This is a genomic window from Pseudomonas sp. H3_C08 (assembly GCF_054669455.1).
Window position 1 is genome coordinate 6039135 of the sequence record NZ_CP162803.1, and the last position, 26390, is coordinate 6065524.

Below are 26390 nucleotides of genomic sequence, written 5' to 3' on the forward strand. Positions count from 1 at the left end.
ATCGCAGAGGCTTCGATTGTAGACCTGAATACGATCGCAATTGTGACAAGGGTCAAGCATCGGACTGACGGCAAAAAACAGCGCAGCCCCGCCGACCGCTCTAGGTTCGGCGAAGGCTGCTCTGTGTGATTTTTTAGAAACCTTCTAAAACAATTTTGCCCTTGGCTTTGCCACTTTCCAGCAGCTCATGGGCGCGACGCAGGTTCGCCGCATTGATCGTGCCGAAATGCTCGCCCACCGTGGTCTTCAACGTCCCGGCATCAATCAGATCCGCCACGCGGTTGAGCAGTTTGTGCTGCTCGATCATGTCTGGCGTCTCGAACAGCGAGCGGGTGTACATGAACTCCCAGTGCAGCGACAGGCTCTTGCGCTTGAGCTTGCTCACGTCCAGCGACTTCGGATCGTCGATCAACGCCAGTTTGCCTTGCGGCGCCAGCGCTTCGACCAGTTGATCCAGGTGCTGGTCGGTCTGGGTCAGGCTGGCGACGTGGGTCACGCTGTCGATCCCGGCGCGCTTGAGTTCTTCGCTCAGCGGCTGGCTGTGATCGATGACCAGGTCGGCGCCCAGTTCTTTGACCCAATCGCGGGTTTGCTCGCGGGACGCGGTGCCGATCACCTTCAGGCCGGTCAGTTGCCTGGCCAATTGCGTCAGGATCGAGCCAACCCCGCCGGCGGCACCGACGATCAGCAGGCTCTGGCCTTCATCGGTATTGCCTTCGCGGATTTGCAGGCGCTCGAACAACAACTCCCATGCGGTGATCGCGGTCAGCGGCAGTGCGGCGGCTTCGGCAAAACCGAGGGATTTCGGCATATGGCCGACGATGCGCTCATCCACCACGTGCAGTTCACTGTTGCCGCCGGCACGGGCGATGGAGCCGGCGTAGAAAACCTTGTCGCCGGCCTTGAACAACGTCACTTCGCTGCCGACAGCCTTGACCACACCGGCAACGTCCCAACCCAGCACTTTCGCCGCGCCGTTTTCCGGTGCCGCGTTCTGCCGCACTTTGGTGTCGACCGGGTTGACCGAAATGGCTTTGACTTCCACCAGCACGTCGCGCGGGCCGGCGACCGGTTCTGGCAGTTCGATGTCTTGCAGGGACTTGGCGTCGTTGATCGGCAGGGAAGCGTAATAGGCGATGGCTTTCATGAGTGGCTCCGTACGGGTAATAGAAGAAGGGATCAGACAATCGCGCCGAGGCGCTTGAGTTGGAAGTGTTCGATGGCGTGGCCGGCGCTGGCCTGGAAATGCTGGAAATGCGCGCTGGCGTTGTGCGCCTCAAGAATCGCTTCGCTGGCCCAGTGTTCGATCACATAAAACACCTGCGGATCAGCGAGGTCGCGGTGCAAGTCGTACTGGCTGCAACCGTCTTCGGCGCGGCTCGGTTCAACCAGGGCGCGCAGGCCTTGTTCGAGAAGATCCTGTTGGCCGGGTTTGGCGATCAGGGTGGCGATAGCGGTGAAGGGCTGGGACATGCTCGGCTCCAGAGAAGCGGGATGAATGCGATGGAGAGATGATTGGCTATTTCTCTGCGAGATAAAACCGGCTAAAAGAGCAGTCTCTTTCAATTTTTTTTTGATAATCGAGGCTGAGCATGCTGCGTTTTGACGATTTGCAGTTGTTTGTCCGGGCGGCGGATCTGGGCAGTCTGTCGGCAGCCGCGCGGGTGATGGACATGTCCGCTGCCGTGGCGAGTGCGGCGTTGAAACGGATCGAACAGCAGCTCGGTGCGCGCTTGCTCGCGCGCTCGACCCGCAGTCTGCGCCTGACAGCCGAGGGCGACGGCTTTCTCGAATACGCGCGGGCGGCGCTGAGCAACCTTGATGAAGGCCGGCGCTTGCTGGCCAGCGGACAGGATCAGGTCAGTGGGGTCTTGCAGTTGTCGGCGCCTTCGGACTTCGGCCGCAACCTGTTGCTGCCGTGGCTCGACGAGTTCCAGCGCGAGCACCCGAAGCTGACCGTGCGCTTGCTGCTCGGCGATCGCATCGCCGACCTGTTCCGCCAACCCGTGGACATCGCTTTGCGTTACGGCGAGCCGGAGGACTCGAGTCTGGTTGCTTTGCCTATCGCCCCGCACAACCGCCGTGTGCTGTGCGCCTCCCCGGCGTATCTGGCCCGACACGGCGAACCGCGCCAGCTCGAACAACTGGCTCAGCACAACTGCCTGCTGTACATGCTCGGCAGCCGGGTGCATGACCATTGGAGTTTTCATGACGGTAAACGTGAAGTTGGTCTGACCGTCAGTGGTGACCGTTTCAGCGATGACGCCGACGTTGTGCGTCTGTGGGCGGTGGCCGGCGCCGGAATTGCCTACAAGTCGTGGCTGGACGTGGGCGCCGATGTGCTCGCCGGGCGGCTCAAAGTGCTGCTGCCAGAGCTGCTTTGTGAGCGCGCACCGCTGAATTTGTTGTGCGCCCATCGCGCCCAATTGAGTAAGCCGGTGAACCTTCTGAGGGAAATGCTCGCCAGCCGATGCGCTGAAGTGAGTAGTCAATTTCCCGCTTTTTCGGAAGTTGATCATTAGTCGCAGGTAAATAGAGAAATTTCTGTCAGGAACAATCACCACCTGCGCAGGCCCCGGCGCAGGACGCGCGGGCTAACCCGCTTATACTAGCGCCCGCCTCATGCCAGCACCGACACCCCGGCCCGGAGACCCTCGCACCGCGTCGCCAGTCTTCGAGTGACGGTCGCGCAACTGCTGCGGGTTCTGTGCCGGAGCAGGCTGCGTCAGCGGCTTGCCTCGCCCCGGTTCATGGCGATTTTCGCGTCTTGGCCGATGACTCATTACCGGCCAAGATGTCTCCGAGCAGTAGACGATACGATTCAACAGGGAGTGAACACATGGAACATGCACCTTGCATCAGCCAGATCGCCACGTTGCTGGCCGACCCCAAGCGCAGCGCGATGATGTGGGCGTTGATGGATGGCTCGGCCCGGCAAACCGAGGAGCTTGCGCTACTGGCAGGGCTGTCGCCATCGTCGGCCAGTGCGCATCTGGCGCGGCTATCCACGGGTGGTCTGTTGAAGGTCGAAGTCCGTGGTCGCAAACGCTTTTTCCGTCTCTCGGCACCGGAGGTCGGTGCTGCGATAGAAGCATTGGCCAGCGCCACCATTGCCAGTGCTCCACGGGAAATTCCCGAGGTCTTCAAACGCACCACCCCCATGGCCAAACCGCAAACCGCGCCGTCCTCATTGTTGCGCGCGCGTTTTTGCGATGACCACCTCGGCGGTACGCTGGCGGCGGACCTGTATCAGCGCTTGCTCGATGCCGGCTGGATCGAACAGCTCGAACAACGCGTCGTGGTGACCCACAAGGGTTCGAAACTGTTGGCTGGACGTGGCGTGTTCATTCAGGCGCTGGCCCATCGCAACGTGCAGGTGGCGTGTGCTTGTCCAGACTGGAGCGAACGTCGTCCGCACATGGGGGGATCACTCGGCGCCGCGTTATTGCAGTTGTTCATGCAGTCCGGCTGGCTGACCCTGCCCAACGACTCGAGAGCTTTGCAATTGACCGCCACCGGCCAACGGGAGCTGCATCGCTTTGCCAAGGAAACCGAGCTGGAAATGGCGTTGTAGAGCACTCGCAATCGACGTCCGGAACTGCGTAGGCGCTTCTGGCGTCGCCCGCGACTGCGAACAGGTCGTATCCAGCACGAACGCCGTTTCGCGATCAAGCACACTCGATCCGGGGATATTTTTCGGATGGGGGAGGTGGCATGGAGACTCACGGCTACAGCGCGGCAGAACGTCTGGAACGACTGCCGATCAGCGGTTATCACCGGATCATTTTCATCATCATCGCCTTGGCGTTTTTCTTCGATTCCATGGATCTGGCGATGATGACCTTCCTGCTCGGCTCGATCAAAGCCGAGTTCGGCCTGAGCAGTGCGCAAGCGGGATTGCTCGCCAGCTCGAGTTTTTTCGGCATGGTGCTGGGGGCGTCGCTGTCCGGCATGCTCGCCGATCGCTTCGGGCGTAAACCGGTGTTTCAGTGGAGCATCGTGCTGTGGGGCGTGGCCAGTTATCTGTGCTCGACAGCGCAAACGGTCGAGACGCTGACGCTGTTCCGCATCCTGTTGGGGATCGGTATGGGCATGGAGTTTCCGATCGCCCAGTCGATGCTGTCCGAGCTGATTCCAGCGCAGCGCCGCGGACGTTACATCGCGTTGATGGACGGCTTCTGGCCTCTCGGCTTCGTTGCTGCCGGCGTGCTGTCCTACTTTCTGCTGCCGCTGATTGGCTGGCGCGACATCTTTCTGGTCTTGGCGGTGCCGGCGGTGTTCGTACTGGCGATCAGGTTTTTCATTCCCGAGTCACCGCGCTGGCTGGAGCAGGCCGGGCGCGATGACGCTGCGGATAAGGTGTTGAACGGCATCGAGGCGCGGGTGCGTTCGTCGCTCGGCGGTGCCGCGTTGCCGGAACCGATTCGATTGCCGCGTACCGTGACGCCGCCGGGCAACTTCTTTGCGGCGCTGAAACAGATCTGGTCGCCGCAGTATCGCCAGCGCACGACGATGCTCTGGAGTCTGTGGTTCTTTGCGCTGCTCGGCTTTTACGGGCTGACGTCGTGGCTCAGTGCGCTGTTGCAACAGTCGGGTTTCGCGGTGACGCAGTCGGTGTATTACACGGTGCTGATTTCCCTGGGCGGGATTCCCGGGTTTCTCATGGCCGCATGGCTGGTTGAGCGCTGGGGGCGCAAACCGGTATGCATCGTGACGTTGCTCGGCGGAGGTGTAATGGCGTTCCTGTATGGGCAGAGCGCGGTGTTTGGCGGTAACGTGGCGCTGCTGATCGGCACCGGGTTGCTGATGCAGTTTTTCCTGTTCGGCATGTGGGCGGTGCTCTACACCTATACGCCGGAGCTTTATCCGACGTCGGCGCGGGCGACCGGCTCGGGCTTCGCCTCGGCGATTGGCCGCGTGGGTTCGCTGCTTGGGCCGTTGGTGACCGGACTGGTGTTCCCGATTACCGGGCAGGGCGGGGTGTTTGCGCTGGGCGCGGCGTGCTTTGCGATTGCGGCGGGGGTGGTGTGGCTGTTCGGGATGGAGACGCGAGGGAAAACTCTGGAAGAGCTGACTGAAACCCAATCCATCGGCTAACACCGATCCAATGTAGGAGTGAGCCTGCTCGCGATAGCGGTCTGTCAGGTAACACATCGGTGTCTGACACTCCGCTATCGCGAGCAGGCTCACTCCTACAAAGGTTATGCGGTGTTGCTTAGGGTTTTACCAGTCGCGCATCCAGGCTGTTCTGCGCCAAACGCTTGGCCTGATCCTGGGTCATGCCCAAGTGTTCATGCAGCGCGTAGAAGTTTTCAGTCACGTAACCACCGAAGTACGCCGGGTCATCGGAGTTCACCGTGACCTTCACGCCACGCTCGAGCATGTCGAGGATGTTGTGCTGCGACATGTGATCGAACACGCAGAGTTTGGTGTTTGACAGCGGGCACACGGTCAGCGGGATCTGCTCGTCGATGATCCGCTGCATCAAACGCTCGTCTTCGATGGCGCGCACGCCGTGGTCGATGCGCTGGATTTTCAGCAGATCGATAGCTTCCCAGATGTACTCCGGCGGACCTTCTTCGCCAGCGTGGGCAACGGTCAGGAAGCCTTCGTGACGGGCACGATCGAACACGCGCTGGAACTTGCTCGGCGGGTGGCCCATCTCGGAGCTGTCGAGGCCGACCGCGACAAACGCGTCACGGAATGGCAGTGCCTGGTCCAGAGTTTTCTCGGCTTCTTCTTCGCTGAGGTGGCGCAGGAAGCTGAGGATCAAACCGCTGGTGATGCCCAGTTGCTGCTCGCCATCCTTCAGTGCCGCGGCGATGCCGTTGAGCACCACTTCGAACGGGATACCCCGGTCGGTGTGGGTCTGCGGGTCGAAGAACGGCTCGGTGTGAATCACGTTCTGCGCTTTGCAACGCAACAGGTAGGCCCAGGTCAGGTCGTAGAAGTCCTGCGAGGTGCGCAATACGTCGGCGCCCTGGTAATACAGGTCGAGGAATTCCTGCAGGTTGTTGAAGGCGTAGGCCTTGCGCAGGGTTTCCACGTCGTTCCACGGCAGGGCGATCTTGTTGCGCTCGGCCAGGGCGAACAGCAGCTCAGGCTCCAGCGAGCCTTCCAGATGCAGGTGCAGTTCAGCCTTGGGCAAGGCGTTGAGCCAGTCGTACATATTCTTTTCTCATCAGGTGCAATGACGGCATTCTACAGATGCTCGCCGAAACAATTGGCAAAACCTGACCAAGCGATCCATCACACGGCTTCTTGCTCGCGGCGATAGGCGTAGGTATCGGCGAAACGCGAGAGCAGGAATTCGGCGCAGGTAGTCGTCGGATATTTCGCCGGATACTGTGCGTCCTGACATCCGGGCAGGCATTCGATGCGGGTGTCCGGATGCGGCTCGGCGAAGAACGGCATCGAGTAGCGATCCACGCCGAGCGGGCTGATCACCCGGTGCGGGGTCGAGCGATAACGGTCGTTGCTCCAGCGCGCCATCATGTCGCCGAGGTTGACTACGAAGGTGCCGTCGATGGGCGGCGCGTCGATCCATTCGCCTCGCACGTTCCTGACCTGCAAGCCACCGGCGCTGTCCTGATAGAGCAGGGTGATGCAGCCGTAATCGGTGTGTGCGCCGGCGCCTTGCTGCTCGGCGGAACTGGCGGTGTGACGTGGTGGGTAATGGATCATGCGCAGGACGCTGACCGGGTCGACGAAGCGGCTGTCGAAGAAATCGCGTTCGATGCCTAGCGCGAGGGTCATCGCCCGCAGCAGGGTTTGCGCGAGGGCCTGCATGTCGAGGTAATGCTGCTCCATCAACTCAGGCCATCCGATCTGCGCGGGATGACGGTTCGGCCCGCGTAACGGTTTTTCAGCGAGCACGTCGGGATGATTGGCCGGCAGGTGCAGGCCCATGTCGAAGGTTTCTTTCAGATCACTGGGCTTGCTCGGGTCGAGTTGCTCGGTGGCGATGGCGCCGTAGCCACGATGGTGGCGGGTCTGGGTGATGTCGATCTTGAGTTTTTCTGCTGCTGGCAGGGCGAAGAAACGCTGGGCGTGGTCGAACACCGCGTCGATGCGCTGCGCTGAAATCGGATGACCCTTGATGTAGAAAAAGCCCCATTCGCGGCAGGCCAGGTCGATTTGCGCGGCGACGGCGGGCCAGGCGTTTTCATCGGCGGAGTAGAGGGGGCTGATATCGATGATCGGAAGCTGATCCATACACAATCCTTGAATACGCTGTGTTTCCAATGTGGGAGCGAGCCTGCTCGCGAAGAGGGAGTGTCAGACAACATTTTTGTTTAATGACACACCGCTTTCGCGAGCAGGCTCGCTCCCACAGGGTTTGCGTGGTGAGTCGGGGGATTACTTCGGCATCTCAGCCTTCATGCCTTCAACGTAGTAGTTCATCGACGCCAGTTGCGCATTCGTCGCGCTTACGCCTGCGGGGATTTTCTCGACCCCGGCCTGATCCTTGATCGGCCCTGTAAACGGCTGCAATGCACCGCTCTTGATATCGGCAATGATCTGCTCGGCCTCGGCTTTCACCGGTGCCGGCACCAGGTCGCTGATCGGCAGTTCAACCGTGCCTTCCTTCAACCCACCCCAGTAATCCTGAGGTTTCCAGCTGTGATCGATCACGCTCTGCGTCGCCTGAATGTAATGCGGCGCCCAGTCGTTGACGATCGAAGTCAGCACGGCTTTCGGCCCGAAGTGGGCCATGTCCGAGGCATACCCCACCGCGTACACGCCACGACGTTCGGCGGCCTGAATCGGCGCCGGGCTGTCGGTGTGCTGGAATACCACGTCGACGCCTTGATCGATCAGCGCGTTGGCCGCATCGGCTTCCTTGCCCGGGTCGAACCAGGAGTTGACCCACACCACTTTGATCTCGGTGCCGGGGTTGTACTTGTTCAGTGCCAGCTGGATGGCGTTGATGTCGCGGATCACTTCCGGGATCGGGAACGAAGCGACGTAACCGATCTTCTTGGTCTTGGTCATCTTCGCCGCGAGGAACCCACCGACGTAGCGACCCTCGTAAGTACGCGCCAGATAGGTGCCGAGGTTCTTGTCCTGTTTGTAGCCGGTGGCGTGTTCGAAGGTCACCTTGGGAAACTGCTTGGCGACTTTGACGGTGGGGTTCATGTAGCCGAAGGAAGTGGTGAAGATCAGGTCGTATTTATCCTTGGCCATGTTGCGGATCACCCGCTCGGCGTCGGCGCCTTCGGCGACGTTCTCCACATAGTTGGTGGTGATCTGATTGCCGAATTTTTCCGCGAGGGCCTTGCGCCCCTGCTCATGCTGATACGTCCAGCCGTGGTCACCGATCGGGCCGATATAGACGAAACCGACCTTGAGCGGATCGGCAGCGCTGGCGCTCAGACTGATTCCCAGACCGAGGGCGGCGCACAGCAGTTTGTGCAGCGGACGTATTTGCATGAATTCGAACTCCATTTTGTTGTGTGTGGTCAGGGTCAATGCAAATTGCTGACCAACAGGACAACAAACTCCTTCGAAACCGCAGTGTGACCTTCGCGAGCAAGCTCGCTCCCACAGGTGAACGCATTTCAATGTGGGAGCGAGCTTGCTCGCGAAGGGGCCGGCAGGGCCGATAAAAGTGCATGCCTGAAACCAGCTGCCATCGCTTGGTGCGCTAAGGTGTAACGAAACGTTAGCGCCGCCCCGCAGTCAGTAGCTCATTCGCTCTCTTTCGGCAAAAGGCCCGCCATGCTCACAATTCTCAAGCAAGAAAGCTTTCTGCTGCTGGCAGTCATCGCCGCGTGCGTTGCCTATCCCCTGGAACACTGGCTGCTGCACAGCGGCCAGATCGTCGCGCTACTCGGCGGTCTGGTGCTGATCGCTTTCATCGTCGCCGCCTCGATGCGCGTCGCCCATCACGCAGAATTGCTCGCGGAAAAGGTTGGCGATCCTTACGGCACGATGATCCTCACGCTTGCGGCCGTGCTGGTCGAAGTGGTGATTCTCGCGATCATGATGAGCAACGAAGCGTCGCCCACGTTGGTGCGCGACACGATCTATTCTGCCGTGATGCTCGACATCAACGGCATCCTCGGCCTCGCCGCACTGATGGGCGGGATCAAACATGGCGAGCAGTCCTATAACGACGATTCCGCGCGCAGCTACAGCGTGATGATCCTCACCGCCATGGGGGTGTCGATGGTGGTGCCGGAGTTTATTCCCGAGGCCAACTGGAAGATTTATTCGGCGTTCACCATCGGCGCGATGGTGGTGCTTTACGCGCTGTTTCTGCGCATGCAGGTCGGCCCGCACAGTTACTTTTTCAGCTACAGCTATCCGGACAAACGCCGCAAGAAAGAACCGCAGGACGCGCAGACGAATGCGCCGAGCATCGGCCTGTCGATCGGCATTCTGGTGTTTGGCATTGTGGTGATCGGCGCACTGGCCGAAGTGATGTCGAAGACCCTCGATCTGGGCCTGGAAGGCACGGGCGCGCCGCCGGTGATCACGGCGATTCTGGTGGCGGCGATTTCAGCAGCGCCGGAGATTTTGACCGCGTTGCGCGCAGCGTTGGCCAACCGCATGCAGTCGGTGGTGAACATTGCGATGGGCGCGTCGCTGTCGACGGTGATTTTGACGGTGCCGGTGATGGAAGCGATGGCGCTGTATACCGGCCAGCCGTTTCAGATGGCGATGACGCCGGTGCAGACGGTGATGATCTTCATCACGCTGATCGTCAGCGCGATCAACCTCAATGACGGTGAGACCAATGCCATCGAAGGCATGACCCACTTCGTGCTGTTCGCGACGTTCATCATGTTGTCCCTGCTCGGTCTCTAGCCCCGACACAAAACAACTGTGGGAGCGAGCTTGCTCGCGAAAGCGGAGTATCAGTCAACTCAAATATTGACTGACACGACGCCTTCGCGAGCAAGCTCGCTCCCACAGGGATTGGTGATCGGATCAGGTACCGGCGATCAACTGGCGCGCCGCCTGGCTGTGATCGGCAATCAGGCCTTTCAGATCAAGACCCTCAACCTGGCCATCGACCACGCGCCACTTACCACCAATCATCACCCGATCCGCACGATCGGCACCGCACAACAGCAACGCCGAAATCGGGTCATGGCTACCGGAGAAGCGCAGCTCATCAAGCTTGAACAACGCCAGATCCGCCTGCTTGCCCACGGCAATCTCACCGATATCGGTACGGCCCAACAGGCTCGCCGAACCCTTGGTCGCCCAGCCCAGCACGCGTTCCGGGGTGATCTTCTCGGCGCCGTAACGCAGACGCTGGATGTACAACGCCTGACGCGCTTCGAGAATCATGTTCGACGCATCGTTGGACGCCGAACCATCGACGCCCAGACCAAACAGCGCACCGGCGTCAGTCAGATCGATACTCGGGCAGATGCCGGAGGCCAGACGCATGTTCGAACTCGGGCAATGGCAAATACCGGTGCCGGCCTGACCGAGGCGGGCGATTTCGTCCGGGTTGAAGTGAATGCCGTGGGCCAGCCAGGTGCGCGGGCCGAGCCAGCCGACGCTGTCGAGATAATCGACGGTGCGCAGGCCGAAACGCTGCAGGCAGAAATCTTCTTCATCGAGGGTTTCGGCCAAGTGGGTGTGCAGGCGCACGTCGAGCTTGTTCGCCAGTTCCGCGCTGGCCGACATGATTTCCGGGGTCACCGAGAACGGCGAGCACGGCGCCAAAGCGATCTGGATCTGCGCGCCGTCGCCACGTTCGTGGTACTCGTGAATCAGGCGCTGACTGTCGTCGAGAATCACCTGACCTTCCTGCACGGTTTGCTGCGGCGGCAAGCCACCGTCCTTCTCGCCGAGGCTCATCGAACCGCGAGTGAGCATGGCGCGCATGCCCAGTTCGCGGACGGTTTCGACTTGCACGTCGATGGCGTTCTCCAAGCCATCCGGGAACAGGTAGTGGTGATCGGCCGCAGTGGTGCAGCCCGACAGCAGCAGTTCGGCCAAAGCGACTTTGGTGGCGAGCGCGAGTTTTTCCGGCGTCAGGCGCGCCCAGACCGGGTACAGGGTTTTCAGCCACGGGAACAACGGCTGATTGACCACCGGCGCCCAGGCGCGAGTCAGGGTTTGATAGAAGTGATGGTGGGTGTTGATCAGGCCCGGCAGGATCACATGTTCACGGGCGTCGAACACTGCATTGCACGGCGCCGACGGCTGTTGGCCAGCGGCGAGGACTTCGACAATGACACCGTCTTGCACAACAAGACCGCCACGGGCATCGAGCGAGTTGGAGGTGAAAATGGCGAGGGGATTTTTTAACCAGGTACGGGTCGCGGGCATGTTGCCGGCTCCTCTGAAAATGGGGTTCAGGGTTGCCAGCTCAGTGATGCCCTGTCTGCTGATCCAGGGTCGCCGCGAGGACGAGGTGCGCAGTTTCAAACAAATTGTTGCAGCGGGCAAGCCCAACCCGACAGGACAACACGGTCCCTTGTAGGAGTGAGCCTGCTCGCGATAGCGGTGTATCAGGCAATACTTTTGCTGAACGACACACCGCTATCGCGAGCAGGCTCACTCCTACAGGGGATTTGTATGCTTACCAGGGAATCGTTTCACCCTTGTAGTTGATGAAGTGATGCCCGCCCTTGCCGGTATACGCATTCACCTGATCAACCAGCCCACGGGTGCTGGTTTCCACGTCAAGGTCAGCCCCTTCGCCGCCCATATCGGTCTTCACCCAACCCGGATGCAGCGACAACACTGTCATCTTCTGCTCACCGAGTTGCGTGACAAAACTGTTGGTCATCGAATTCAGCGCAGCCTTGCTCGCCTTGTACAGCGCCAGCTCCGGCGCGTCCGGCACCGTCACGCTGCCCAGCCCGGAACTCATGAACGCCAGCACGCCGCTGCCATCGCGGATCTGCCCGACAAACCGCTGGGCCAGATTGATCGGTGCCACCGCGTTGGTGAAAAACAGCTGACCGACTTCGGCCAGTGTCGCGCCGCCCGGGGTCTGGTCCGCCGGGCCTTTGACCCCGGCGTTGACGAACAGCAGGTCAAACGTTTCGCCCTTGAGCTGCTGACTCAGGGCGATCACCGCTTGCTGGTCATCCATGTCGAGCTTCTCGATCCGCACCTTGCCCAGCGCTTGCAGCGCCTCGGCGTTTTGCGGATTGCGCACGGTGGCGGTGACTTGCCAGCCGTCGGCCAGCAGGGTTTTCACCAGACCGAGGCCAAGGCCCCGGGAGGCGCCGATGATCAGTGCGTTTTTTGCAGACATGATGGGCTTCCTTGATGAATGAGGATCATGGATTCAATGGACAGGCCTGACCGAGGCGAAGTTGCAACTCTTGCCGCAGCGTGTCGAGTTCGCGCATACGGGTTTCGATCAGTTGCAGTTTGTCGCGCAGCAACTGCGCCACGGCGTTGTCCGGGTTGGGGGCGTTCCACAGCGCGGCAACGCTTTCACTGATCTCGCCGAGGGTAAATCCCAGGCGTTGCGCGGTTTTGATATAGAGCACCAGTTGCACCATGTCTGGCGGATAGTCGCGGTAACCGTTGGCACGGCGTTGCGCGGCTATCAGCCCACGCTGCTCGTAGAAGCGCAGAGTGTCACGGCTGACGGCGCAGGCCTGGGCTAATTCACCGATGCGCATGCGGGCTCTCAAAAAGGCTATTGACCCTGGAGCATACTCCAGGCTTTACCGTGCTTGCTCCCTGAATTTTGCGGAGCATGGATGATGTGGACTTCAACGCAGTATCGCAATGTGGTGCTTGGCAGTGCCTGGTATGACCTGATCGTCACGGTGGCATTTGCCACGCCGTGGAGTTTTGCCGCTTTGCATGGGTTTTTGACCGCGCTGAATTTGCCCGGTGAACTGCCGGCGTTTGCGCCTGTGCACCTGTTGATGGCGAATTTGCTGGGCTCGGTGGTGTGCGTGTGGGCGGTGCTGCGGATTCGTGATCCGCAGGCGCTTTATGGACGGTATGACGCGGTGGGGCGGTTTTTGTTTGCGACTTGGCAAGCATATGCCTTGGCCCATGGCGCCAGTTCGATCCTGATTATTTTCCTGGTCTTCGAACTGGCGTGGGGCGTTGCTCAGGTGTTGCCTGTGCGGACGCCTTCGCGAGCAAGCTCGCTCCCACAGGGGATCTGAGTGAACTCGGTCAACTGTGGGAGCGAGCTTGCTCGCGAAGAGGGCAGTGAATTCACCTCTTAATGCCCTGACTGCCAAGGCTGCCCAAGCGAAACCGGCGCATACAACCGCGTCCGCAACGCATCCCGCGACAACAGCACCAGCACCACAATCGTCGCCACATACGGCAGCATCGCCAGCAAACTCGACGGAATCGCCAGCCCCAAACCCTGCGCCACCAAGTGCAGGATGCTGGCGAGGCCGAACAAATAAGCCCCGAGCAACAACCGCCACACCCGCCAACTGGCAAACACCACCAGCGCCAGGGCGATCCAGCCACGCCCGGCGGTCATGTTTTCCGCCCACATTGGCGTGTACGCCAGCGACAAATATGCACCGGCCAGCCCGGCCATTGCCCCGCCGAACAGTACCGCCAACGTGCGCACGGTCAACACCGGCAACCCCATTGCACTGGCCGCATCCGGATTCTCGCCGACCGCTTGAATGATCAACCCGACACGACTTTTGATGATCACCCACGCCACCAGCGCAAACAGCGCGAACGACAGATACACCAGCAAATCCTGAGCAAACAGCATCCGCCCGATCAGCGGAATCTCACTCAGATAAGGGATCGCCAACGGCTCAAACCCGGCCAGTGGTTTACCGACCCAAGCTGCGCCGACAAAGGTCGACAGCCCGACACCGAAAATCGTCAGTGCCAATCCGGTCGCTACCTGATTGGCGTTGAACACCAACGCCACTAGCGCAAACAGCGACGACAACAACATCCCGGCCAGCATCGCCAACAACACGCCCAGCCACAGGTTGCCGCTGTTGAGCGCGACGATAAAACCGATCACCGCGCCAAACAGCATCATCCCTTCCTGCCCGAGGTTGAGCACGCCGCTCTTCTCGCAGATCAATTCCCCCAGCGCCACCAGCAACAACGGCGTGCCGCAACGCACCATGGCGTAGAAAATATTGCTCAACAGATCGATATCCATCACAGCGCTCCGGCGGTTACGGCAGTGGTCGAAGTGCGCTTCACCCAACGCAGGTTCAGGCGTGGCCGATAGAGAATCAGCACGTCACTGGCGAGCAGGAAAAACAGCATCATTCCCTGAAACAACTGGGTGATCGCCTGCGGCAGATTCAGGGTCATTTGCGCGCTCTCGCCGCCGATATACAGCAGCGCCATCAACAGGCTGGAAAATAGAATCCCGATCGGATTGAGGCGTCCGAGAAACGCCACGGTGATTGCCGCGTAGCCGTATCCCGGCGACACCTGCGGTACCAATTGGCCAATCGGTCCGGTGACCTCGCAGACACCCGCGAGCCCGGCCAAGCCGCCACTGATCAACAGCGCCAGCCAGATCAGCCGCTTCTCGCGAAAGCCGACGAACCCCGCCGCGCGCTTGTCCAGCCCGAGTACTTTGATCTGGAAACCGACAAAGCTTTTCTGCAACAACACCCACACCGCGACCAGTGCGAGCAAGGCGAAATACACCCCGGCGTGCACGCGGCCATCCTCCATCAACAACGGCAAACGGCTGGCATCGCCGAACATCGCCGATTCGGGAAAGTTGAACCCGGCGGGATCCTTCAGCGGCCCGTGCACGCAGAACAGCAGCAGATTCAGCGCGATGTAATTGAGCATGATGCTGGTGAGGATTTCGTTGGCGTTGAAGCGTGTGCGCAACCACGCAGTCAGCCCGGCCCATGCCGCGCCGGCGAGGGTGCCGGTGAGCAGAATCAACACCAGCGCCCAGCGGCTTTGCAGGTCGATGATATTCACCGCCAAGGCACTGCCGGCGAGTGCGCCGAGGAGCAATTGACCTTCAGCGCCGATGTTCCAGATTCGCGCCTGATAGGCCACTGCCAAGCCCAGTGCGCAGAGCAGAATCGGCAGCGCCTTGACCAACAATTCAGAGACGCCATACAAATCGCTGACCGGTGCGATCAGCAGCGTGTGCAAGGTTTGCAGCGGATCATGACCAAGGGCGATAAACAGCAGCGAGCCGCAACCGAGCGTCAGCGCCGCCGCCAGTAACGGCGAGCACCACAGCATCAGGCGCGATTGCTGGCCACGGGGTTCGAGGGAAAGCAGCATGTGTATAACTCCGTTAAACCGTGGCGGCTGAAGGGGCGTGGTCGAACTGGCCGGCCATCCAGCCGCCGACGTCGCTGAGTTGTGTCTTGCTGGTGTCTTGCAGTGCCGACAAACGTCCACCGCACAGCGCGCCGAGGCGGTCGCTGATCTGGAACAATTCGTCGAGGTCTTCGGAGATCACCAGAATCGCCGCGCCGGCATCGCGCAGCGCGATCAGCGCACGGTGAATGGTCGCGGCGGCGCCAACGTCGACGCCCCAGGTCGGGTGCGCGGCGATCAGCAGTTTCGGTTGCTGGAGAATTTCCCGGCCGAGGATGAATTTCTGCAGATTGCCGCCGGACAGACTGCGCGCGGCGGTTTGCGTGTCCGGGGTTTTTACACCGAAGCGCTGAATGATCTGTTGGGCGAGGGCTTCGACTTTACCGCGCTGGATTAGCCCGTTGCTGACCAAGCCTTGTTGGAAAGCCGTCAGCAGGGCGTTGTCCGCCAGACTCAATTCCGGCACCGCGCCATGCCCGAGGCGTTCGGCGGGGACGAAAGCCAGGCCCAGTTTGCGGCGGGCATCCGGGCGCAAATCGGCGACGTGTTGCTCGGCGAATCGAATGGTCGCGGCTTGCGCCCGAGGCAAGGTTTGCTCGCCGCTGAGCAGGGCCAGCAACTCATCCTGGCCATTACCAGCGACCCCGGCGATGCCGACAATTTCGCCGCTGCGCACTTGCACATCAATGTCAATCAGCGAGCAGCCGAACGGATCCGGGTTGTGCCAACTCAAGCCCTTCACCCGCAAAAACGCCGCGCCGCCGCTGACCTTCGGATAGTCGCCAATCAACGCCGCCGCTTCGCCGACCATCATCTGCGCCAATTGCTGATCCGAGCACTCCGCTGGCAGGCAATGTCCGGCCACGCGCCCACCGCGCAGAACCGTCGCGCTGTGGCACAACGCGCGCACTTCAGCGAGTTTGTGGCTGATAAACAGAATGCTGCAGCCTTCGGCGGCGAGGCGGCGCAGGGTGATAAACAATTCGTCGGCCTCTTGCGGCGTCAGCACCGAGGTCGGCTCGTCGAGAATCAGCAGGCGAATGTCCTGCATCAGGCAACGAATGATCTCCACCCGTTGCCGCTCGCCGATCGACAGGCTGTGGACAAGTCGCTCCGGCTCCAGCGCCATGCCATAACGGCGCGACACTTCACGAATTTTCGGTTCCAGTTGTTTCGGCGTGCCGGCTGCTGCGCCCATCGCCAAAGCAATGTTTTGCGCCACGCTGAGGGTTTCGAACAGTGAGAAATGCTGGAATACCATGCCAATCCCCAACTGCCGCGCCTGCGCCGGGTTGCGGATATTCGCCGGCTGACCTTGCCAAAGCATCTCGCCGGTGTCGGCCTGGGTGACGCCGTAGATGATCTTCATCAACGTACTTTTGCCCGCACCGTTTTCACCGAGCAGGGCGTGAATTTCACCGGGCGTGATGCTCAGGTCGATGGCATCGTTGGCCAGACAACCGGGGTAGCGTTTGCTGATGTGGCGCAGTTGCAGGCGCGGGGTGTTGGAAGCAATTGGCATGACAGGCTCGACTTGCTTGGAGTTGTGCCTGTGGATAAAGCAATTTCCTGGCCATTGAGTCAGGAACGCGAGCGGGCCGCGTGTGGCAGCACTCGGTATAGAGCATTGAAGGCCGAATCACGTACGACGATGGCACCAATTCAGAGCAAAGCCGTTGCTCGGGCGCCAGTTTTGCCCGTCGCGATATGATCAAAAAACGAGCAATCCCTTGGGGGCTAGATGGATCCAGCGACTGCGCCAGCCATGAACGGGTTATCCACAGCTTGTTCCACAGTTATTGTGCGCAAGCTGCAAACCCGGGCATAAGCACTGCGGTGCTTTCTTCTAATGGTGATAAACCGCGCTAACTGACTGTTTATGTTTGAAAATTTCGTTTCGTCGGGAGAATTGAACGAAAAGTGAACAAACCGCGCAAAGCCACGTGACAGAAGGGTTACAGCGGAATGTACTCAGGTTATCCACAGTCGGGTGCACAGCCGATGTGGGCAACTCTGTGGAATAAGGAAATTCGGGATCGCCCCAAAAGATCGCAGCCTTCGGCAGCTCCAACAGGGGAGCGCATTTCAAATGTAGGAGCTGCGGAACGCTCGGGCCGCGATCGGACGATCTTTTGATCTTTTATCGTTGAAGCAAAATCCGCCCACGGCTCAAATCAGCTAGCTGGGTTTGCAAGACATCGATCTGCGCCTCACCCACCGCCAACTTCAACTCAACGCCGTTTGCCGTGAAGTTTTCTTCGACAACCAATCCACCCAGATCGGCCACCCGCAACTTCACCAGCGCCAACTCGGCAAACCCGCAAGCACAGCTCAACGGCACCCGGCTGATCAATTCGATTTTGGCCGCCGTCTGCAGGCACTTGTTCGCGCCCCCGCCATACGCCCGGGCCAAACCACCCGTGCCGAGTTGAATGCCGCCGTACCAACGAATCACCAGCACTGCGACCTGGTCGCAATCCTGCGCTTCAATCGCCGCCAGAATCGGGCGCCCGGCCGTGCCGCCCGGTTCGCCGTCGTCATTGCTGCGGTATTGATCGCCGAGTTTCCACGCCCAGCAATTGTGCGAGGCGTTCAGATCGCTGTACTGCTCGAAAAACGCCTGCGCGTCGGCAGGGCTGCCGATCGGCGTGGCGAAGGTGTTAAAGCGGCTTTTGCGAATCTCTTCGCGGTACTCGCAAAAACCGCTGAGGGTGAAAGGCATAAACGTCTTATAGAGGAGGAGTGAGGCCGCAGCCTTTGAGAATGATGCGGATCAGGTTGTTGCCGGCGTCTTCCATGTCCTGCTTGGTCAACTTGCTGCGACCACTGACGCGGCAGATCTGCGTGGCGAAGTCGGCATAATGCTGAGTGCTGCCCCACAACAGGAAGATCAAGTGCACCGGATCGACCGGGTCCATTTTGCCCGCATCGATCCACGCTTGAAATACCGCCGCGCGGCCAGTGAACCAGGCGCGATAATCCTGATTGAAATATTCGCTGAGGCATTCGCCGCCGCTGATCACTTCCATCGCAAAGATCCGCGAGGCCTGTGGCTGGCGGCGGGAGAATTCCATCTTGGCGCGAATATAACGAGTCAGTGCTTCGGCCGGATCGTCCTCGGCGGTGAGGGTGTTGAAGGTGCTGTCCCACAACTCGATGATGTTGCTCAGCACCGCCACGTACAAGCCAAGCTTGTTGGTGAAGTAGTAATGCAGGTTGGCCTTGGGCAACCCGGCATTCTGCGCGATGGTGTTCATGCTGGTGCCTTTGTACCCGTGACGAGCGAACTCGTCTTCGGCGGCTTTGAGGATGGTCTCTTCGTTCTTCTGACGAATGCGGCTGGCGGGTTTGCCGCCATGGGCAGGGACTTCAAAGGTCATAGGCACTTCCGGGTTTGTCTGTGGGTGCAACCAGTTGCGTTGATAGCGCACCCACAGGCATCCGACAAGTCCTTGCGCGAAAAACCGTTACGCCTGTTCGATCTTGTTCAGCGGCGCGTGCGCTACAGCGGCCTCGGTTTTCGACTCCGGCAGCAGCAGGCACAGGATGATTGCGGTCAGGCCGCCGCTGGTGATCGCCGAATCAAACAGGTTCTGCACCAGCTTCGGCAGCAGGTGTAGCAGGGTCGGTTGTGCGGCGATGCCCAGGCCGACGCCGAACGACGTGGCGATGATCAACATGCTGCGTCGATCCAGCGGCGACTGCGCGAGGATGCGCACACCGGCAGCCGCCACCGCGCCGAACATCACCAGGGTCGCGCCGCCGAGCACCGGTTTCGGAATCTGTTGCAGCACCGCGCCGATCATCGGGAACAAGCCGAGGCAAAACAGAATCGCGCCGATGTACAGCCCGACGTAGCGGCTGGCGACGCCGGTCAACTGAATCACACCGTTGTTCTGCGCGAACGTGGTGTTGGGGAAGGCGCTGAAGGTCGCGGCGATCATGCAGCTGACGCCATCGCCGAGTACGCCACCGCGCAGGCGGCTTATATAAGAAGGGCCGCTGATCGGTTGGCGAGCGAGCATGCAATTGGCAGTGAGGTCGCCGACGGTTTCGATGGTGCTGATCAGATAAATCAGCGCGACCGGCAGGAAAGCCGTCCAGTCGAAATTGAAGCCAAACTTGAACGGCGTAGGAAAACTCACCAGTGGCAAGTCAGGCAATGGCTGCGGTACCAGTTTTCCAGTGAACCACGCGGCGAGGCTGCCGAGCACCAAACCGATAATAATCGCCGATAGACGCACCCACGGCGTGTTCGAGCGGTTGAGCAGAATGATCGTCAGCAACACAAACACGCCCAGCGCCAGATTGCCCGGCGCACCGAAGTCAGGCGCATTGAAGCCTCCGCCCAGGTCGGTGATGCCGACCTTGATCAGGCTGATACCGATGAGGGTGATAACGATCCCGGTCACCAGCGGCGTAACCACGCGACGCAGTTGACCGATGAAGCGGCTGAGAACGATCTGCACGATTGCGCCGAAAAAGCACACACCGAAAATCATCGCCAGAATGTCTTCCGGGCTGCCGCCGCGCTGCTTGACCAGAAAACCAGCGGAGAGCACCGCACCGAGAAAGGCGAAACTGGTGCCTTGCAGACAGATCATTCCCGCGCCGATCCCGAATGGTCGCCGCGCCTGAATAAACGTGCCGACGCCCGAGACCATCAAGGCCATGCTGATCAGATAAGGCAAATGCGCAGTCAGCCCGAGGGCCGAGCCAATCACCAATGGCGGGGTGATGATGCCGACGAAACTGGCGAGCACGTGTTGCAGTGCGGCAAGAATTGCAGCAGCGGGTTTGGGGCGGTCGTTGAGGCCGTAGATCAGGTCGCTGGACGGTGCGGAATCTGGCTGCATGGCTTAAGGCTTCTTGTTGAAGGATCGGGATTGATCCTGCACTGCAAAAAACTGTCCACTTGCTCAGGTTATTTGCCAGATTTGTCGCCAGGGCCCAACGCTGGCAGGCCTCGGCGGATTTTCAACGCGTTGCCGCCAGACTCTCCAAAAAGCTTTCCAGCACCAAATGAGGGCGCCGCCCCTTGCGCGTGACCGATGCCAGGCTCAGGTCATAAAAACGCGTTTGCGATTTCAATGCACGCAAGCGACCTTGCTGCACCCAAAGGCTGGCGTAATGATCCGGCAGATAACCAATGTAACGCCCGGTCAAAATCAAAAACGCCATCCCTTCACGGTCGGAGGCGCTGGCGGTGCAATTGAGTGCCTGGTAATGCGCCTGAATCTCCGCCGGCAAACGGAACGTCGGGGCAATCGCGTCCTGACTGTTCAGGCGCTCGTCATCGAGTTGCTTGTCATCGACATAAAACAGTGGGTGACCAACAGCGCAATAAAGCAGCGAACGCTCGCTGTACAACGGCTGATATTCCAGGCCCGACAACGCACTGGCCTGCGGTACCACGCCGACATGCAGACGCCCATCGAGCACGCCTTGCTCGACTTCATTGGGCGCAATCATGCGGATCTGGATCTGCACATCCGGCCCGCGTTCTTTCAATTGGGCGAGGGCGTGGGTGATGCGCATGTGGGGCAGGGTGACGAGGTTGTCGGTCAGGCCAATGATCAACTCACCCCGCAAATGCTGGTGCAGACCGTTGACTTCGGTGCGAAAGCTTTCCAGCGCACTTAACAGTTGCAGTGCCGACTGATACACCTCGCGACCTTCCTCGGTCAGCGAAAACCCGGCTCGACCACGCTGGCACAGACGCAAACCGAGGCGCTGCTCCAGATCGCTCATCTGTTGGCTGATCGCCGAGCGACCGATGCCGAGCACGGTTTCCGCTGCCGAGAAGCCGCCGCACTCCACCACACTGCGAAAAATCCGCAGCAAGCGGATATCAAAGTCACTGACCTGGGCCAGCGGATCGGGGCGACGGCTGCTCATCTTATTGTTCTCATTGTTTAGCAAAGTTCTAACTGAAGGTTAGAAGAGTTGGATTTCACCGACTTTATCCGCGTGGCAATTTAGCTGCAACAACGCTTTTTATCTCCCTGACGCTTATGCCCTGCGAGGTTTTGCCCGATGAACATGCCTGAAAACGCGCCGTCGCCACTGGCCAGCCAACTGAAGCTGGACGCGCACTGGATGCCGTACACCGCCAACCGTAACTTCCAGCGCGATCCGCGTTTGATCGTTGGCGCCGAAGGCAGCTGGCTGATCGACGACAAGGGCCGCCGGGTATACGACTCGCTGTCCGGGCTGTGGACCTGCGGCGCCGGCCACACCCGCAAGGAAATTCAGGAAGCGGTTTCCAAGCAATTGGGCACCCTCGATTACTCGCCGGGCTTCCAGTACGGTCATCCGCTGTCGTTCCAGCTGGCCGAGAAGATCACTGAGCTGACCCCGGGCAACCTCAACCACGTGTTCTTCACCGACTCCGGTTCCGAGTGCGCCGATACCGCCGTGAAAATGGTTCGTGCCTACTGGCGCCTGAAAGGTCAGGCGACCAAAACCAAAATGATCGGCCGTGCCCGTGGCTACCACGGCGTGAACATCGCCGGCACCAGCCTCGGCGGCGTCAACGGCAACCGTAAGCTGTTCGGTCAGGCGATGATGGATGTCGATCACCTGCCGCACACGCTGCTGGCGAGCAATGCCTTCTCCCGTGGCATGCCGGAGCAGGGCGGTATTGCTTTGGCCGATGAACTGCTGAAACTGATTGAGCTGCACGATGCTTCGAATATCGCCGCAGTATTCGTTGAGCCTATGGCCGGTTCCGCTGGTGTACTGGTTCCGCCACAGGGTTACCTGAAACGTCTTCGCGAAATCTGCGATCAGCACAGCATCCTGTTGGTGTTCGACGAAGTGATCACCGGTTTCGGCCGCACCGGCAATATGTTCGGCGCCGACACCTTTGGCGTGACCCCGGATCTGATGTGCATCGCCAAGCAAGTCACCAACGGCGCGATCCCGATGGGCGCGGTGATTGCCAGCTCCGAGATCTACCAGACCTTCATGAACCAGCCGACCCCGGAATACGCCGTGGAATTTCCACACGGCTACACCTACTCGGCACACCCGGTGGCTTGTGCCGCTGGCCTGGCGGCTCTCGACCTGCTGCAAAAGGAAAACCTGGTACAGAGCGTTGCAGACGTCGCCCCGCATTTTGAAAACGCGCTGCACGGGCTGAAAGGGTCGAAGAACGTTATCGACATCCGTAACTTCGGTCTGGCCGGTGCTATCCAGATTGCCCCGCGTGACGGTGACGCCATCGTGCGTCCGTTCGAAGCCGGCATGGCCCTGTGGAAGGCCGGGTTCTACGTACGCTTCGGCGGCGACACCTTGCAGTTCGGCCCGACTTTCAACAGCAAGCCACAAGACCTCGATCGTCTGTTCGACGCGGTCGGCGAAGTGCTGAACAAGCTCGACTGATTTTTCCTTCTATATATACCTACAAAAACGGGCACTCCTTAACGTGTGCCCGTGGACAAGAATTCAGGAGTTTTCGATGAGCGTTATCCCGCATTTGATCAATGGCGAACTGGTGACCGAGAACGGTCGCGCGGTTGATGTGTTCAATCCGTCCACTGGTCAGGCTATCCACAAGCTGCCATTGGCCAGCCAGGCCACCATCCAGAAAGCCATCGATGCCGCCAAGGCCGCGTTCCCGGCCTGGCGCAACACGCCACCTGCCAAACGTGCGCAGGTGATGTTCCGCTTCAAGCAACTGCTGGAGCAGAACGAAGCGCGCATCTCGCAATTGATCAGCGAAGAACACGGCAAGACCCTCGAAGACGCCGCCGGTGAACTGAAGCGTGGTATCGAGAACGTCGAGTTCGCTTGCGCTGCTCCGGAAATCCTCAAGGGCGAGTACAGCCGCAACGTCGGCCCGAACATCGACGCATGGTCGGACTTCCAGCCGCTGGGCATTGTTGCCGGTATCACCCCATTCAACTTCCCGGCCATGGTGCCGCTGTGGATGTATCCACTGGCGATAGTCTGCGGCAACTGCTTTATCCTCAAGCCGTCCGAGCGTGACCCGAGCTCGACACTGCTGATCGCTCAGTTGCTGCTGGAGGCCGGTCTGCCGAAAGGCGTGATGAGTGTTGTGCACGGTGACAAGACGGCGGTGGACGCGTTGATCGAAGCGCCGGAAGTCAAAGCGCTGAGCTTCGTTGGTTCGACGCCGATTGCCGAGTACATTTATGCCGAAGGTACCAAGCGCGGCAAGCGCGTCCAGGCACTGGGCGGCGCGAAGAACCACGCGGTGCTGATGCCGGATGCCGATCTGGACAACGCGGTCAGCGCACTGATGGGCGCGGCTTATGGTTCCTGCGGCGAGCGCTGCATGGCGATCTCGGTGGCCGTGTGTGTGGGGGACCAGGTAGCGAATGCACTGGTGGCGAAACTGGTTCCACAGATCAAGGCGCTGAAAATCGGTGCTGGCACTTCGTGCGGTCTGGACATGGGCCCACTGGTAACCGGTCAGGCGCGCGACAAAGTCAGCGGTTACGTGGATGACGGCGTGGCAGCGGGCGCGACCCTGGTGGTCGACGGTCGTGGTTTCAGCGTGGCCGGTCATGAAGAAGGCTTCTTCCTCGGTGGCTGCCTGTTTGACAACGTCACCCCAGAGATGCGTATCTATAAAGAAGAGATCTTCGGCCCGGTACTGTGCATCGTTCGCGTGAACAGCCTGGAAGAGGCAATGCAACTGATCAACGATCACGAATACGGCAACGGCACCTGCATCTTCACCCGTGACGGTGAAGCGGCGCGTCTGTTCTGCGACGAGATTGAAGTCGGCATGGTCGGCGTCAACGTGCCGCTGCCGGTTCCGGTGGCTTACCACAGCTTCGGCGGCTGGAAGCGTTCACTGTTTGGTGACCTGCACGCTTATGGTCCGGATGGTGTGCGCTTCTATACCCGTCGCAAGGCGATCACCCAGCGCTGGCCGCAGCGAGCCAGCCATGAGGCTTCGCAGTTCGCGTTCCCTAGCTTGTAAGTAGAGGGGCGATGCAACGAAGGCCGACCCTTGGGGTCGGCCTTCGTGTTTTCAGGGTTTTTTGACCGATGTGACAGAATTATGAAAATAAGTGTTGACGGCGAATTTCAGATGTCTATAATTCGCCCCACTTCCGGCGCAGTCGAAACGGAAAACTCCTTGAGATTCAATGAGTTATGTAGGTTTCGGCGGCAGGTTGCTTCAGTTCATCGAAGCCAGAAGGAAGTTGAAAAAGAGGTGTTGACAGCAGCGTGTAACGCTGTAGAATTCGCCTCCCGCTGACGAGAGATCGGAGGCGCAAGTGGTTGAAGTTGTTGAAGAATTCTTCGAAAGCTTCTGAAAATAATCACTTGACAGCAAATGAGGCTGCTGTAGAATGCGCGCCTCGGTTGAGACGAAAGATCTTAACCAACCGCTCTTTAACAACTGAATCAAGCAATTCGTGTGGGTGCTTGTGGAGTCAGACTGATAGTCAACAAGATTATCAGCATCACAAGTTACTCCGCGAGAAATCAAAGATGTAACCAACGATTGCTGAGCCAAGTTTAGGGTTTCTTAAAAACCCAAAGATGTTTGAACTGAAGAGTTTGATCATGGCTCAGATTGAACGCTGGCGGCAGGCCTAACACATGCAAGTCGAGCGGATGAGAGGAGCTTGCTCCTGGATTCAGCGGCGGACGGGTGAGTAATGCCTAGGAATCTGCCTGGTAGTGGGGGACAACGTTTCGAAAGGAACGCTAATACCGCATACGTCCTACGGGAGAAAGCAGGGGACCTTCGGGCCTTGCGCTATCAGATGAGCCTAGGTCGGATTAGCTAGTTGGTGAGGTAATGGCTCACCAAGGCGACGATCCGTAACTGGTCTGAGAGGATGATCAGTCACACTGGAACTGAGACACGGTCCAGACTCCTACGGGAGGCAGCAGTGGGGAATATTGGACAATGGGCGAAAGCCTGATCCAGCCATGCCGCGTGTGTGAAGAAGGTCTTCGGATTGTAAAGCACTTTAAGTTGGGAGGAAGGGCAGTAACTTAATACGTTGCTGTTTTGACGTTACCGACAGAATAAGCACCGGCTAACTCTGTGCCAGCAGCCGCGGTAATACAGAGGGTGCAAGCGTTAATCGGAATTACTGGGCGTAAAGCGCGCGTAGGTGGTTCGTTAAGTTGGATGTGAAATCCCCGGGCTCAACCTGGGAACTGCATTCAAAACTGTCGAGCTAGAGTATGGTAGAGGGTGGTGGAATTTCCTGTGTAGCGGTGAAATGCGTAGATATAGGAAGGAACACCAGTGGCGAAGGCGACCACCTGGACTGATACTGACACTGAGGTGCGAAAGCGTGGGGAGCAAACAGGATTAGATACCCTGGTAGTCCACGCCGTAAACGATGTCAACTAGCCGTTGGGAGCCTTGAGCTCTTAGTGGCGCAGCTAACGCATTAAGTTGACCGCCTGGGGAGTACGGCCGCAAGGTTAAAACTCAAATGAATTGACGGGGGCCCGCACAAGCGGTGGAGCATGTGGTTTAATTCGAAGCAACGCGAAGAACCTTACCAGGCCTTGACATCCAATGAACTTTCCAGAGATGGATTGGTGCCTTCGGGAACATTGAGACAGGTGCTGCATGGCTGTCGTCAGCTCGTGTCGTGAGATGTTGGGTTAAGTCCCGTAACGAGCGCAACCCTTGTCCTTAGTTACCAGCACGTTATGGTGGGCACTCTAAGGAGACTGCCGGTGACAAACCGGAGGAAGGTGGGGATGACGTCAAGTCATCATGGCCCTTACGGCCTGGGCTACACACGTGCTACAATGGTCGGTACAAAGGGTTGCCAAGCCGCGAGGTGGAGCTAATCCCATAAAACCGATCGTAGTCCGGATCGCAGTCTGCAACTCGACTGCGTGAAGTCGGAATCGCTAGTAATCGTGAATCAGAATGTCACGGTGAATACGTTCCCGGGCCTTGTACACACCGCCCGTCACACCATGGGAGTGGGTTGCACCAGAAGTAGCTAGTCTAACCTTCGGGAGGACGGTTACCACGGTGTGATTCATGACTGGGGTGAAGTCGTAACAAGGTAGCCGTAGGGGAACCTGCGGCTGGATCACCTCCTTAATCGACGACATCAGCTGCTCCATAAGTTCCCACACGAATTGCTTGATTCATTGAAGAAGACGATAGAAGCAGCTTTAAGCTC

Annotated in this window: 22 protein-coding genes and 1 rRNA gene; 8 read left to right on the forward strand and 15 right to left on the reverse strand. The window is 59.4% G+C overall.

Annotated features, from left to right (window positions below; translation table 11 throughout):
• Positions 1 to 133: 133 nt before the first annotated feature.
• Complete coding sequence (locus AB4N74_RS27395; protein ID WP_099757915.1) at positions 134 to 1147, reverse strand: zinc-binding alcohol dehydrogenase family protein; 1014 nt, start codon at positions 1145 to 1147, stop codon at positions 134 to 136.
• A gap of 32 nt (positions 1148 to 1179) precedes the next feature.
• On the reverse strand, positions 1180 to 1473 hold the full coding sequence (locus AB4N74_RS27400) for a putative quinol monooxygenase (RefSeq protein WP_116256689.1): 294 nt from the start codon (positions 1471 to 1473) through the stop codon (positions 1180 to 1182).
• 119 nt (positions 1474 to 1592) lie between these two features.
• Between AB4N74_RS27400 and AB4N74_RS27405 the strand changes: the two genes are divergently transcribed.
• The 3 genes from AB4N74_RS27405 (at position 1593) to AB4N74_RS27415 (ending at position 5097) form a co-directional block, all read left to right on the forward strand.
• Positions 1593 to 2522 (forward strand): LysR family transcriptional regulator, encoded by a 930-nt coding sequence (locus AB4N74_RS27405; RefSeq protein ID WP_093430303.1) that lies wholly within the window; start codon positions 1593 to 1595, stop codon positions 2520 to 2522.
• Between the two features lie 317 nt (positions 2523 to 2839).
• Positions 2840 to 3574 (forward strand): ArsR/SmtB family transcription factor, encoded by a 735-nt coding sequence (locus AB4N74_RS27410; protein WP_093430305.1) that lies wholly within the window; start codon positions 2840 to 2842, stop codon positions 3572 to 3574.
• Positions 3575 to 3714: 140 nt separating this feature from the next.
• Positions 3715 to 5097, forward strand: coding sequence for an MFS transporter (locus AB4N74_RS27415; RefSeq protein ID WP_116256688.1), 1383 nt, complete (start codon positions 3715 to 3717; stop codon positions 5095 to 5097).
• Positions 5098 to 5215: 118 nt separating this feature from the next.
• Here AB4N74_RS27415 and AB4N74_RS27420 read toward each other — a convergent pair whose 3' ends face one another.
• The 3 genes from AB4N74_RS27420 to AB4N74_RS27430 all read right to left on the reverse strand — a co-directional run bounded on the left by AB4N74_RS27420 (position 5216) and on the right by AB4N74_RS27430 (position 8433).
• A complete protein-coding gene (locus tag AB4N74_RS27420) occupies positions 5216 to 6169 on the reverse strand; it encodes an adenosine deaminase (protein ID WP_008082147.1) in 954 nt (317 codons plus the stop codon).
• Positions 6170 to 6249: 80 nt separating this feature from the next.
• Positions 6250 to 7215, reverse strand: coding sequence for a 2-oxoglutarate and iron-dependent oxygenase domain-containing protein (locus AB4N74_RS27425; protein WP_257356953.1), 966 nt, complete (start codon positions 7213 to 7215; stop codon positions 6250 to 6252).
• Positions 7216 to 7359: 144 nt separating this feature from the next.
• Positions 7360 to 8433, reverse strand: a complete 1074-nt coding sequence (locus AB4N74_RS27430; protein WP_099759385.1) for a BMP family ABC transporter substrate-binding protein — start codon at positions 8431 to 8433, stop codon at positions 7360 to 7362.
• 288 nt (positions 8434 to 8721) lie between these two features.
• Here AB4N74_RS27430 and AB4N74_RS27435 point away from each other — a divergent pair, with 288 nt between their 5' ends.
• On the forward strand, positions 8722 to 9813 hold the full coding sequence (locus AB4N74_RS27435; RefSeq protein WP_099757917.1) for a calcium:cation antiporter: 1092 nt from the start codon (positions 8722 to 8724) through the stop codon (positions 9811 to 9813).
• A gap of 123 nt (positions 9814 to 9936) precedes the next feature.
• Here AB4N74_RS27435 and AB4N74_RS27440 read toward each other — a convergent pair whose 3' ends face one another.
• The 3 genes from AB4N74_RS27440 to AB4N74_RS27450 form a co-directional block, all read right to left on the reverse strand.
• Entirely contained in the window at positions 9937 to 11295 is a 1359-nt protein-coding gene (locus tag AB4N74_RS27440) for an 8-oxoguanine deaminase (protein WP_099757918.1), read from the reverse strand.
• Positions 11296 to 11548: 253 nt separating this feature from the next.
• The gene (locus tag AB4N74_RS27445; protein WP_257358459.1) at positions 11549 to 12235 is read right to left on the reverse strand and encodes an SDR family oxidoreductase; all 687 of its coding nucleotides are present in this window, start codon (positions 12233 to 12235) and stop codon (positions 11549 to 11551) included.
• Between the two features lie 22 nt (positions 12236 to 12257).
• Positions 12258 to 12608, reverse strand: a complete 351-nt coding sequence (locus AB4N74_RS27450) for a MerR family transcriptional regulator (RefSeq protein WP_099757920.1) — start codon at positions 12606 to 12608, stop codon at positions 12258 to 12260.
• An 84-nt stretch (positions 12609 to 12692) separates the two neighbouring features.
• Between AB4N74_RS27450 and AB4N74_RS27455 the strand changes: the two genes are divergently transcribed.
• On the forward strand, positions 12693 to 13109 hold the full coding sequence (locus tag AB4N74_RS27455) for a hypothetical protein (RefSeq protein WP_093430369.1): 417 nt from the start codon (positions 12693 to 12695) through the stop codon (positions 13107 to 13109).
• A gap of 59 nt (positions 13110 to 13168) precedes the next feature.
• Here AB4N74_RS27455 and AB4N74_RS27460 read toward each other — a convergent pair whose 3' ends face one another.
• From AB4N74_RS27460 to AB4N74_RS27490, 7 genes are all read right to left on the reverse strand, one after another.
• Positions 13169 to 14095 (reverse strand): ABC transporter permease, encoded by a 927-nt coding sequence (locus AB4N74_RS27460; RefSeq protein WP_099757921.1) that lies wholly within the window; start codon positions 14093 to 14095, stop codon positions 13169 to 13171.
• Positions 14095 to 15201 (reverse strand): ABC transporter permease, encoded by a 1107-nt coding sequence (locus AB4N74_RS27465; RefSeq protein WP_093430325.1) that lies wholly within the window; start codon positions 15199 to 15201, stop codon positions 14095 to 14097. The genes AB4N74_RS27460 and AB4N74_RS27465 overlap by 1 nt, the downstream gene beginning before the upstream one ends.
• 13 nt (positions 15202 to 15214) lie before the next feature.
• Complete coding sequence (locus AB4N74_RS27470) at positions 15215 to 16762, reverse strand: ABC transporter ATP-binding protein (RefSeq protein WP_320335861.1); 1548 nt, start codon at positions 16760 to 16762, stop codon at positions 15215 to 15217.
• Positions 16763 to 17380: 618 nt separating this feature from the next.
• Complete coding sequence (locus AB4N74_RS27475) at positions 17381 to 17962, reverse strand: IMPACT family protein (protein WP_257356955.1); 582 nt, start codon at positions 17960 to 17962, stop codon at positions 17381 to 17383.
• A 7-nt stretch (positions 17963 to 17969) separates the two neighbouring features.
• On the reverse strand, positions 17970 to 18620 hold the full coding sequence (locus AB4N74_RS27480) for a TetR/AcrR family transcriptional regulator (protein WP_038360732.1): 651 nt from the start codon (positions 18618 to 18620) through the stop codon (positions 17970 to 17972).
• Positions 18621 to 18707: 87 nt separating this feature from the next.
• On the reverse strand, positions 18708 to 20096 hold the full coding sequence (locus AB4N74_RS27485; protein ID WP_257356956.1) for a uracil-xanthine permease family protein: 1389 nt from the start codon (positions 20094 to 20096) through the stop codon (positions 18708 to 18710).
• 121 nt (positions 20097 to 20217) lie between these two features.
• Positions 20218 to 21138, reverse strand: coding sequence for a LysR family transcriptional regulator (locus tag AB4N74_RS27490; RefSeq protein WP_007914725.1), 921 nt, complete (start codon positions 21136 to 21138; stop codon positions 20218 to 20220).
• A 138-nt stretch (positions 21139 to 21276) separates the two neighbouring features.
• On the opposite strand from AB4N74_RS27490, the gene aptA reads away from it, so the two are divergent.
• The 3 genes from aptA (at position 21277) to AB4N74_RS27505 (ending at position 26308) form a co-directional block, all read left to right on the forward strand.
• Positions 21277 to 22626, forward strand: a complete 1350-nt coding sequence (gene aptA / locus AB4N74_RS27495; RefSeq protein ID WP_093430337.1) for an omega-aminotransferase AptA — start codon at positions 21277 to 21279, stop codon at positions 22624 to 22626.
• A 76-nt stretch (positions 22627 to 22702) separates the two neighbouring features.
• Positions 22703 to 24196, forward strand: a complete 1494-nt coding sequence (locus tag AB4N74_RS27500; RefSeq protein ID WP_460097826.1) for a CoA-acylating methylmalonate-semialdehyde dehydrogenase — start codon at positions 22703 to 22705, stop codon at positions 24194 to 24196.
• Positions 24197 to 24771: 575 nt separating this feature from the next.
• Positions 24772 to 26308: ribosomal RNA gene (locus AB4N74_RS27505) — 16S ribosomal RNA — on the forward strand.
• Positions 26309 to 26390: the final 82 nt, after the last annotated feature.

Bases quoted from the DNA above. Each gene is read 5' to 3' on its own strand.
- AB4N74_RS27485 (WP_257356956.1), bottom strand. From the start codon at position 20,096: ATGCAGCCAGATTCCGCACCGTCCAGCGACCTGATCTACGGCCTCAAC.
- AB4N74_RS27500 (WP_460097826.1), top strand. From the start codon at position 22,703: ATGAGCGTTATCCCGCATTTGATCAATGGCGAACTGGTGACCGAGAAC.
- AB4N74_RS27400 (WP_116256689.1), bottom strand. From the start codon at position 1,473: ATGTCCCAGCCCTTCACCGCTATCGCCACCCTGATCGCCAAACCCGGC.
- AB4N74_RS27410 (WP_093430305.1), top strand. From the start codon at position 2,840: ATGGAACATGCACCTTGCATCAGCCAGATCGCCACGTTGCTGGCCGAC.
- AB4N74_RS27450 (WP_099757920.1), bottom strand. From the start codon at position 12,608: ATGCGCATCGGTGAATTAGCCCAGGCCTGCGCCGTCAGCCGTGACACT.
- AB4N74_RS27460 (WP_099757921.1), bottom strand. From the start codon at position 14,095: ATGGATATCGATCTGTTGAGCAATATTTTCTACGCCATGGTGCGTTGC.
- AB4N74_RS27425 (WP_257356953.1), bottom strand. From the start codon at position 7,215: ATGGATCAGCTTCCGATCATCGATATCAGCCCCCTCTACTCCGCCGAT.
- AB4N74_RS27475 (WP_257356955.1), bottom strand. From the start codon at position 17,962: ATGCCTTTCACCCTCAGCGGTTTTTGCGAGTACCGCGAAGAGATTCGC.
- AB4N74_RS27470 (WP_320335861.1), bottom strand. From the start codon at position 16,762: ATGCCAATTGCTTCCAACACCCCGCGCCTGCAACTGCGCCACATCAGC.
- AB4N74_RS27490 (WP_007914725.1), bottom strand. From the start codon at position 21,138: ATGAGCAGCCGTCGCCCCGATCCGCTGGCCCAGGTCAGTGACTTTGAT.
- AB4N74_RS27395 (WP_099757915.1), bottom strand. From the start codon at position 1,147: ATGAAAGCCATCGCCTATTACGCTTCCCTGCCGATCAACGACGCCAAG.
- AB4N74_RS27480 (WP_038360732.1), bottom strand. From the start codon at position 18,620: ATGACCTTTGAAGTCCCTGCCCATGGCGGCAAACCCGCCAGCCGCATT.
- AB4N74_RS27415 (WP_116256688.1), top strand. From the start codon at position 3,715: ATGGAGACTCACGGCTACAGCGCGGCAGAACGTCTGGAACGACTGCCG.
- AB4N74_RS27420 (WP_008082147.1), bottom strand. From the start codon at position 6,169: ATGTACGACTGGCTCAACGCCTTGCCCAAGGCTGAACTGCACCTGCAT.
- AB4N74_RS27455 (WP_093430369.1), top strand. From the start codon at position 12,693: ATGTGGACTTCAACGCAGTATCGCAATGTGGTGCTTGGCAGTGCCTGG.
- AB4N74_RS27465 (WP_093430325.1), bottom strand. From the start codon at position 15,201: ATGCTGCTTTCCCTCGAACCCCGTGGCCAGCAATCGCGCCTGATGCTG.
- AB4N74_RS27435 (WP_099757917.1), top strand. From the start codon at position 8,722: ATGCTCACAATTCTCAAGCAAGAAAGCTTTCTGCTGCTGGCAGTCATC.
- AB4N74_RS27440 (WP_099757918.1), bottom strand. From the start codon at position 11,295: ATGCCCGCGACCCGTACCTGGTTAAAAAATCCCCTCGCCATTTTCACC.
- AB4N74_RS27430 (WP_099759385.1), bottom strand. From the start codon at position 8,433: ATGCAAATACGTCCGCTGCACAAACTGCTGTGCGCCGCCCTCGGTCTG.
- AB4N74_RS27405 (WP_093430303.1), top strand. From the start codon at position 1,593: ATGCTGCGTTTTGACGATTTGCAGTTGTTTGTCCGGGCGGCGGATCTG.
- aptA (WP_093430337.1), top strand. From the start codon at position 21,277: ATGAACATGCCTGAAAACGCGCCGTCGCCACTGGCCAGCCAACTGAAG.